The sequence below is a fragment of the Candidatus Wallbacteria bacterium genome (assembly GCA_028687545.1).
Taxonomy (GTDB): Bacteria; Muiribacteriota; JAQTZZ01; order JAQTZZ01; family JAQTZZ01; genus JAQTZZ01.
In genome coordinates, this window is the sequence record JAQTZZ010000056.1 from 18467 (window position 1) to 27385 (window position 8919).

The window sequence follows — 8919 nt, forward strand, 5'->3', positions numbered from 1 at the left end:
CGAGAGGAAAAGTATACTCTCAAAAAACAGGAGCTGGTCATGGCCACAAAGTTCGTTTTCGTGACCGGAGGGGTGGTTTCCTCTCTCGGGAAAGGAATTACCGCCGCTTCACTGGGCAGGCTTCTCAAAGCCCGGGGTCTGAATGTCACAGTGATCAAGCTCGACCCTTACATCAACGTCGATCCAGGCACAATGAATCCTTACCAGCACGGCGAAGTGTTTGTCACCAACGATGGCGCTGAAACCGACCTCGACCTCGGCCATTATGAAAGATTCCTGGATTCGGACCTTTCCCGCAACAATAATGTGACAACCGGGCAGATTTACAATCATGTCATTATGCGGGAGCGGAAAGGCGATTATCTGGGCGGCACAGTCCAGGTGATTCCTCATATCACTACGGCAATCAAGGAAAAGATTCTGCGCTTGTCAGCCGGGGATGTTTTCGACGTCATACTCTGCGAAGTCGGTGGAACAGTAGGAGACATTGAAAGCCTGCCGTTCCTTGAAGCGATCCGCCAGTTGAAAAAAGATGTTGGCCAGAAAAATGTCTGTTACATCCACGTCACCCTGGTGCCGCACCTTAAAACAACCGGGGAGCTGAAAACCAAACCGACTCAGCACAGTGTCAAGGAATTGAGGAGTCTTGGCCTTCAACCCGATATCATAGTCTGCCGCACGGAAAAACACATCAGCAGGAGCATCAAGGAAAAGATTGCGCTTTTCTGTGATACAGATCCGGAAGCTGTAATTGAAGCCAGAGACCTCACCTCCATCTATGAAATTCCATTGGTCATGGAAAAACAGGGCCTTGCCACACATGTGTTGAAGAGGCTGGAACTTCCTGCCTCAGAGCCTGATCTTGCTTCCTGGGAAAGCATGGTCACAATGGTTAAGAAGATCAAGACCTACGAACTCACCATCGCTCTCGCCGGCAAGTATGTAGAGCTGAAGGACGCTTATCTTTCTGTGATCGAATCCTGCTACCATTCCTCGACCTGGGAAGATACCAAGCTTACAATCGTACCGCTGGACACAGATCAGCTCACTCCGGAAGAGCTTAAAACAAGTATTCAATCCGTCCAGGGTGTGATCGTCCCAGGAGGTTTTGGGAGCAGAGGCATCGAAGGAAAGATTGAAGCAGTCAGACTGGCGCGTGAACTTAAAATTCCTTTCCTCGGACTCTGTCTCGGCATGCAGTGTACAGTAATTGAATTCGCCCGCAATGTCTGCGGACTTGCAGGTGCCAACAGCACTGAATTTGATCAGAATACGATTTATCCTGTAATCGACATTCTGCCTGAACAGAAAGACATCGAAAAACTAGGCGGCACCATGCGGCTTGGTCTTTTCCCCTGCATCATCGAAGATAAATCACTGGCAAACCGTATCTATGACAGCAAACTGATTTTTGAGCGTCACCGCCACCGCTATGAATTCAATAATGCCTATCGAAAAACCTTGTCCGATAAGGGGCTTGTGTTTTCAGGACTTTCTCCGGACCGCCGACTGGTGGAAATTGTGGAACTGAAGGAACATCCTTTCTTCATTTCCGTTCAGTTTCACCCGGAATTCAGGTCAAGACCGACTACACCACATCCCCTGTTTTTACAGTTCATCAAAGCCTGCCTGAAATATGCTGAAAAATGATCTCAGAATTGCAGTGCTGGCCGATGATCTCACAGGCATCACAGATACAGCTTCAGTTTTTTTCGGTTTGAATTACCGCTGCCTTTTTTCCCTGAAAAACGAGTTTGTTCCGGAAAGCCGGATTTTATTCTTCAATTCAAGAACCAGAAATCTCAATTCCGGAAAAAACTTCTCAACCATACAATCCATTCATAAACATTTTCTGGGTCTCTGCAGTCAAAATGAGATTAATCTTGTGTACAAAAAAATCGACTCCACCCTGCGTGGCCCTATCCCGGACGAAGTGCTTTCCCTCTCAGAGCTTCTGAATCCAGGTCTGATCCCTTTTCTCCCTGAAAACCCTGTACAGAAAAGAGTTTATACCGGATCTGAGTATCTGGTGAACGGTTTCCCGATTGAGCAAACATTTTATGCCGCTGATCCTAATAACCCCTCCTCCAAAACCGTCTTTTTTAAACTGCAGAGCCGGCTCGGGAGCAGATTCTGGGCTCCCCCGATTTTCTCCTCTGCCGAACTTGAATCAGCTATGGCAACTCTTTTTCAGCGATCTGATTTTAATTTTATCGTGGCTTCAGCAGCAGCAGCAGCTTTTTTCCCACCCCTTGCTGCTGATTTTCCCCCTCCAGGAACCAAAACCAGAAAGTGCCTTGTGATCAGTGGCTCTCTCAACACTCTTAATTCCGCTCAATTGGAACTGCTGAGGAACTTTGCACTGGAAATTCCGATGTCCAGACTCAATCAAACTGATCAGTATTTATCACAGTCAGATCTTTGCCTGCTGGATCTTTCTAAAGCTGTCAGTCAGGTCAGTTTTGACCAATCCCTCCAAACACTGTCAAGTTCCCTGCTCAGCAAACCGAATCTGATTATCTGCGGTGGAGAAACTGCAGATTCCTTCCTTAGGTGCTCTTCGGCGGAAGTTTTGGAAGTTTCGGGAATCGCGGCCAGAGGAATTCCCCTCTGTTCGGACAGGAATCGGTTGATCATCATGAAACCCGGAGGTTTCGGAGAACCCGATTTTTATGAACGATGTTACCAACTGATCAGATCATTTCAGCATTAGTTGACAGTCTGCGGCAGAATACTGTTCCAATCACATCCAGATGCCAGGCTGATTGTTTTTTCTGCAGCAACAAATTTAATCCGCCGGGTGTTTCGGTATACAGCTTCGATTTCACTGTTGAGATCCTGAAGCAATATTTTCAGCTGCTCTCTTCTGACTCGCCCATCATCATAGGTGAATCCGCAACGAGGATCTGCGAAGGAGAGCCTCTGCTGCATCCGGATCTGAAGAAAATTCTTTCAAGCTTGAGAGAACTTTATCCTGAAACACCCATCAAACTTACAACGAATGGTGTACTTCTCGACCGGGACTGGCTTGATTTTTTCATTAAAATCAAGCCCTTCGAACTCACAGTCTCAGTCAATTCGATCGGACGCCACTATGAGTTCATGAAGTGCGAGCTGCTCCTTCCGCTCCCATTCATTACAGAATTTCTGTCCAGTAATTCTGTACCGCTCAACATCAGCCTGGTTTATTTTCGCCAGTTTGAAACAGATCTTTTCAGAGACCTCGAGTCTCTGAAAAAACTGCCCGCTCAATTATGGCGAATTCTAAAACCTGGCCGGTCTAAACTCGCTGATTTCAATGCAGACTGGCCTGAGAAATCATTTTATAAAAAACTGGACCCATTCAGAGAGGACCGATTGATTCTGCTGGAACCTCCCGAACTCTCTGATCTTGAGGCCAGAGTGCTTGGATTTACCCGCGTTTTTAAGTCTGGATTGCTGAAAGCGGGAGATGTAATTCTTGAAGTATCAGGGATTCCGGTGAAATCAAGGTATGAAGCTTTTCTTACTCTCACTTCTCTAAAAGATCCGACAATCAGATTCCAGAGAAACGGTCAGCTTTATGAGATGACTATCAGGAAAGAAAGAAAAGAAAAAAGCGGACTGGTTTTTGAACATGATATCCATCCTGATGACTGGAATTCTGTTTCAGGAATTCTTGCCAGCAATTTCAGGATTGTCTCTGCCCCTTTACCCGCATCTTTTCTGAAATCGATTTTCCCCGAAAAAAGGGAATTGATTATTTCCTGTCCGAATACAGTTTTCGGAGGTAATATCTGTGTGGCAGGACTGATGACACTTCAGGATCTGACAAAACTCGGCTTGAGCGGAAAATACTACCTGCCTTCCGTGATGTTCAACAATCTCGGTTTTGACCTTACGGGGCAGACGATCAAGAGTGGCGGGTTCGATGTCAGGCACAAGGCATTTTATCTGGAACTTTGAATCCTAAAAAAAAGGAGCTGTCCGACTTTTTGGACAGCCCCTTTTATTATCGCAAGTCTAATTCTCAAAGCCGTTTCAGGAAATTAATGATATTCTCTTGATCGAGTTTGACTCTGGTCAGATTGTGGGCTTCCTGCATCCAGTATTGGAAAGCCTTATCCTTGCGTGGTTTCAACAGCTGGGCTTTGATTTCCTCTTTTTTTTCGGCCAGCGGGATTGTTCTGGCAGGCTTCTTGTCGGTCACCTGCAAAAGATGAAATCCGTAAGGCGATTTGATGATGTCGCTGTTCTTTCCGACTTCTAGGCTGAATGCCACATCTTCGATTTCCTTGGGAAGTTTCCCGCGTGGAACTTCTCCAATATCCCCACCCATCTCACGGCTCTGGTCAAGTGAGAATTTGCGTGCCAGCTCCATGAAGTTTTCACCCTGAGACAGCTGAGTCTTGACTTTTTTAGCGGTTTCTTCATCCTTGAGGAGGATATGCCGCAGCCTGACCTTTTCGGGTTCTTTATACTGATCAAGATTATTCTCGTAATATTTGGTAATCTCGGAATCAGCTATTGAAGAATTCAACATTTCCTCAATGTCTTTCTGGACTTCAGAGTAGGGCTTGATCTTACCCGGTTCTTTTTTCACAGCCCTGATTACATGATAACCAAGCTGTGTGTCTACTACCGGTGAATATTCGGCTGTGTCAAGCAGCTGGCAGTAGACCTTGAAATTCGGATCAAGATTCAGCCCAAAAGAAAAGCTGCCGCCGGTAAAGTTATAACCGAAGGTTCCGCCCTCATCCTTGAAACGAATGCTTTCTTCCTGATCCACAGAACCGTCGGCATTGACTAACCCAAGTGTACCGCCGCTCTGGGAAGTGGATCCATCTGAATATTTCTTGGCCACCTCTTCAAACGAGATTCCCTGCTTCAGCTCTGCAAGAGCTGCTTCGGCCAGTCTTCTAGCTTCCTTATCTGCCTTTTCGGAAACCTTCTTCTCCAGTACCTGATCTGCGACTTTTTCAAAAGGCTGTACAACCGGAGATTTGATTTCAGCAATTTTTAAAACTTCCACTCCATCATTCAGATCCACTTTCCCGACTTCTCCTTTCCTCATGGAAAACAGTTTGTCTTCCAGCTGAGAAATCAGGCTTTTACCGGCAATCCAGTATGGATCGATCAGAGATTTATCGAAGTCGTCCTGAAATTTACCCTGCGGAATGAAGCCTGTGTCGCCGCCGTTCTTGGCACTGTCAGCTTTGGAATTTTCCCGTGCCAGCACGGTAAAATCGGCCCCTTTGGCAATTTTATCGATCAGTTCGTCAGCCTGGTTTTCGACGGTTTTCTTAGCCTTGTCATCCAGGAGTTTTTCCTGGACTTTCTTATCCACAGCCGCGAACGGCATGGGTTTCTTGTCTTCCCGTTCCAGGATCTTGAACACATGGATTCCATGCACTCCTTCAATTACCGTGGAAATCTCCTCTGTGCCAAGTTTAAAGACGACCCCCTCGATCGCCTGGTCCAAAGATTTTCCATCCATGATCTCATCTTTGATGATCTGGTCATTGAATCCGTCGGGTTGCCTGCCGCGATAGAAAAATCCCAAATCTCCGCCCTTAGAGGCTGTTTTGGCGTTTGAAAATTTCATGGCCAGCTGGGCGAAATCTTCACCTTTCACCGCTGACTGGCGAATCTCTTCGGCTTGTTTTTTCAAGTAATCCCGGACTTTGATCCCTGCCAGTTCATCCTCGATTTCCTTTTTTACTTCCTCGAATTTCTTGGTGTTCTCTGCCTTGTGTTCAAGCACCTTGATGATATGATATCCGAAGCTCGTTTTCACAGGTTCACAGATCTTCCCGATTTCAGCTGCAAAGGCAGTATCTTCAAATGCTTTTGTCATCTCTCCACGGGCGAACAGGCCGAGATCCCCGCCGTTTTCAGCGCTGGCGCTGTCCTTGGAAAACTGCTTGGCCAGAGTTGTAAAATCTTCCCCGTTTTTCAAACGGCCGTAAAGATCTTTAGCCTCTTCTTCCTGATTCACCAGGATGTGCTGGGCATGAACCTTTTCGGGATCTTTATACCTGTCGAGATTGTCCTTGTAATATTTCTGAACATCTTCATCAGTGATAGTGACTTTTTTTCTGTTCTCTTGAGAATCCGGTGCCAGCAGGATATGCTGAGCCCTCATTTTTTCAGGATACTGATAATCGGCAATATTCTTTTCATAATATTCCCTGACTTCATTCGTACCAAAAACAATCCTCGTTTTGTCCACATCGGAAAACTTCAGATAAATATGGTTTGCTCTTATATTCTTTGGAGTCAGAAAGTCCCGCTCGCGCATCTTGTAGTAACTCTGGAGCTCCTCGGTTCCGGTTTGTGTTATAAAAAGGTCCTTGCGCTTCTTGGAATTCTTGTCCAGGAAGATATGGGCGATTAAAGTCTTTTCCTCGGAGCGGAACATCTCCTGGTGTGAATCATAGAAAGAGTATGCTACCTTGTCCACTTTCTCTTTCTCCAGGATAGTGCGGATGTCACTCGCTACATCGTTGAGCCCCAACTGAATCTCACTGGATTTTCCGTTGACTGTGGTTTCCTTCTTGAACTCATTCTTGTGCTGTAAATAAAAGGCTTCCACTGAATCCTGGCTGACAGCCAGATCAGTCATCATGTTGGCCTGAATCTTTTCGATTATCATCGGCACTTTCTGCCCGTCGATCACTCTTGCCAGATCCGGGCTGCCCTCCTTGATCTTGGCCAGCAGTTTGTCTTTGTCAATTACCTGCCCCATGCGTTTGTAATTGGATACTATGCTGTCGACGGCTTCTTCGTCGCTGATGTTGATCTTGAGCTCTTTGCCTTTCTGTTTGATGATCAGCATGTTGGCCATGTTCTTCAGATAATCCAGTTTCCCGTCAAGAGTATTCAATTTGAAGTAATTTTTGTATTCAGGAGAAGTACTCTGCAGTTCATCGTAATACTCCCGTAGAACTATCGATTCCCCGTTGACTTCGGCAAGCGGCTTCTTGAGTTCCTCGCTGGTGAACTGGCTGTTTTTCTGTTCTTCTTTATCTCCTGAATTCTGATCAGTCTTTTCCTTGGCCTTCTGTGCGCGCTGATAAGTGAACTGCGCTCCCATCACGAAGATCGAAGCCACAAAACAGGCTACTATGGACCAGATGACAGCGCTGATCCATTTTCTCTTAGTGCTTTTGCCGAATATCATGTTTCCTCCTGGGTATCTGATGGTTTTTGGGAATTATAACATACATCCGGAAGCCGATGCAAAAGGAATAAACTTGACAGCACAGTAATTTTCAGTTATAAAATAAAGCGTCGGAGTGTAGCTCAGCCTGGTTTGGAGCGCTTGGTTCGGGACCAAGAGGTCGTAGGTTCAAATCCTATCACTCCGACCAATACTCTGTTAAAAACCACCCATCTGCTTCGTTGCACTCAACCTTAGTCAGTCATCGTACGTTTCAAGTGCATCTTGACCAATACATTTCAATGGTTTAGATGCGCTAGATACGTTTCCTTCCCTCGGTTTCGTGCGCCTTGCATCTGGATGGTTTTGAACAGAGTTATTATGAAACTACTTCATTAATGTTCTGTACTCAGGCCCCTGAAGTCTCAGGATGCTTTCAAAAAAATCGATTCTGCCGCTGCAAGTCAGCTGGATCTCAAGATTTGCAGGAATTGTCACAGCAGAAGGTTCTTTAAGACGGGCGATCGTCAGATGCGGCTGGAACACATGCTTTTCGGGCTGAAATCCCATTCCGCATAATGTATTTTCGATTTGTAGCGCCAGTGGGGACAGGTCAGGATTTACTCCCTGCAGAGCAATCACTCTGGGTCTGGAAGCAGATGGGAAAAATAAAATTTCATTGAATTTCACAGGAAACACCTTTTTAAATTCAGAAAGTCCAGTTAAATATTGTTTAATAGATTCAACCTGCTGAACAGATGTTTCCCCCAGAAATTTCAGTGTAATGTGCAAATTGGAGATGGCAGTCCATTTTAATCGAGGCGCTTCTTTTCTCAACGTTTCAATCAGTTGAGACAGTGCTGTTTTATCATTGCTCGTGAAATCCAGGGCGATAAAGGTTCTCATGACAGGTCAAAAGCAATCTTGACAAATTCCTCGATCGAAATCTTTCCGGCTGTGCATTTTAAAAAGGCGGCTGTGCTCAGAGTGGTCATTCCTTCCCTGACAGCAACTTTTCTGATCATCATCGGATCTTTGTTCACAAGCACCTTTTTCAAAGACTCAGTGAGTTCGAGCAGTTCAAAACAGCCGGTTCTTCCTGATGATCCGGTGAGGCTGCAGACTGAGCATCCCTTAGCGCGGAAAAAATCTTTTCCCTGATAGTCTGATTCCGGCATGTTCAGAATTTTTACATATGCCGCAGGATCGACTTTTTCTTTACATTTCTCGCAGAGCGCAGGTACCAGCCGCTGTGAAATTACAAGTCTGAGATTTGAAATGAGCATCTCACGGCTGATCCCCAGTTCTGATAGCCTCTGAACAGCTTCCAGTGCTGAATTGGCATTCATCGTCATGATAATCAGACGGCCGGACAACGAAAGACGCAGAGCCCCGGCGGCTGTGTGCTCGTCCAGGTCACTCAACGCTATCACATCAGGGTCCATAGTCAGACACGTCTGCAAACCAGTTTCCTGATTCAGCGGGGACGGATCGACCTGACTGGATTGTACCCGCACATGGACTCTCCCGGAAAAAGGAGTTTCCGGAAAATTATCAATGCAGACGATCTTCAGACTGGTTTTATTGAATAAACTCAGCAGGGAATGAAGTGTAGCAGTTTTGCCTGATCCGGCTGGTCCTGAAATTACTATCAGGCCGTGACTTGACAGGAGATTTTTTCTGATCTGCCAGATCTGCTGAGGATGCATTCCCAATTCTTCGATCTGAAACGGGTCCTTTTTCAGGATCGGTTTCAGGACCGCCGAATCACCAAAAGC

At 46.0% G+C, this 8919-nt stretch carries 6 protein-coding genes and 1 tRNA gene; 4 read left to right on the forward strand and 3 right to left on the reverse strand.

Translation table 11 applies throughout. The features are described from left to right. The first annotated feature begins 39 nt into the window (after positions 1 to 39). Genes PHW04_16350 through PHW04_16360 form a run of 3 tightly spaced genes read left to right on the forward strand, consistent with a single transcriptional unit; the run spans position 40 to position 3945 of the window. Positions 40 to 1650 (forward strand): CTP synthase, encoded by a 1611-nt coding sequence (locus tag PHW04_16350; GenBank protein ID MDD2717463.1) that lies wholly within the window; start codon positions 40 to 42, stop codon positions 1648 to 1650. Beyond that, positions 1637 to 2713, forward strand: a complete 1077-nt coding sequence (locus PHW04_16355; GenBank protein ID MDD2717464.1) for a four-carbon acid sugar kinase family protein — start codon at positions 1637 to 1639, stop codon at positions 2711 to 2713. Before PHW04_16350 ends, PHW04_16355 begins: the two co-directional genes overlap by 14 nt. Then, positions 2680 to 3945 carry a radical SAM protein gene (locus PHW04_16360; protein MDD2717465.1) on the forward strand — a complete coding sequence of 422 codons (1266 nt, stop codon included), beginning with the start codon at positions 2680 to 2682 and terminating at the stop codon, positions 3943 to 3945. The genes PHW04_16355 and PHW04_16360 overlap by 34 nt, the downstream gene beginning before the upstream one ends. 64 nt (positions 3946 to 4009) lie before the next feature. Here PHW04_16360 and PHW04_16365 read toward each other — a convergent pair whose 3' ends face one another. Beyond that, entirely contained in the window at positions 4010 to 7162 is a 3153-nt protein-coding gene (locus PHW04_16365; GenBank protein MDD2717466.1) for a peptidylprolyl isomerase, read from the reverse strand. Positions 7163 to 7273: 111 nt separating this feature from the next. On the opposite strand from PHW04_16365, the gene PHW04_16370 reads away from it, so the two are divergent. After that, a tRNA-Pro gene (locus PHW04_16370) sits at positions 7274 to 7352 on the forward strand. 176 nt (positions 7353 to 7528) lie between these two features. On the opposite strand, the gene thpR is transcribed toward PHW04_16370, so the two are convergent. Together thpR and PHW04_16380 are read right to left on the reverse strand one after the other, a co-directional pair. After that, the gene (gene thpR / locus PHW04_16375) at positions 7529 to 8047 is read right to left on the reverse strand and encodes an RNA 2',3'-cyclic phosphodiesterase (protein ID MDD2717467.1); all 519 of its coding nucleotides are present in this window, start codon (positions 8045 to 8047) and stop codon (positions 7529 to 7531) included. Further along, the coding region (locus tag PHW04_16380) for an ATPase, T2SS/T4P/T4SS family (GenBank protein MDD2717468.1) at positions 8044 to 8919 on the reverse strand (876 nt) is incomplete at its 5' end. The genes PHW04_16380 and thpR, both read right to left, overlap by 4 nt.

What these genes read in the sequence shown, in the direction of transcription:
- PHW04_16350 (MDD2717463.1), top strand. Translation starts at nt 40, where the DNA reads ATGGCCACAAAGTTCGTTTTCGTGACCGGAGGGGTGGTTTCCTCTCTC.
- PHW04_16355 (MDD2717464.1), top strand. Translation starts at nt 1,637, where the DNA reads ATGCTGAAAAATGATCTCAGAATTGCAGTGCTGGCCGATGATCTCACA.
- PHW04_16360 (MDD2717465.1), top strand. Translation starts at nt 2,680, where the DNA reads ATGTTACCAACTGATCAGATCATTTCAGCATTAGTTGACAGTCTGCGG.
- PHW04_16365 (MDD2717466.1), bottom strand. Translation starts at nt 7,162, where the DNA reads ATGATATTCGGCAAAAGCACTAAGAGAAAATGGATCAGCGCTGTCATC.
- thpR (MDD2717467.1), bottom strand. Translation starts at nt 8,047, where the DNA reads ATGAGAACCTTTATCGCCCTGGATTTCACGAGCAATGATAAAACAGCA.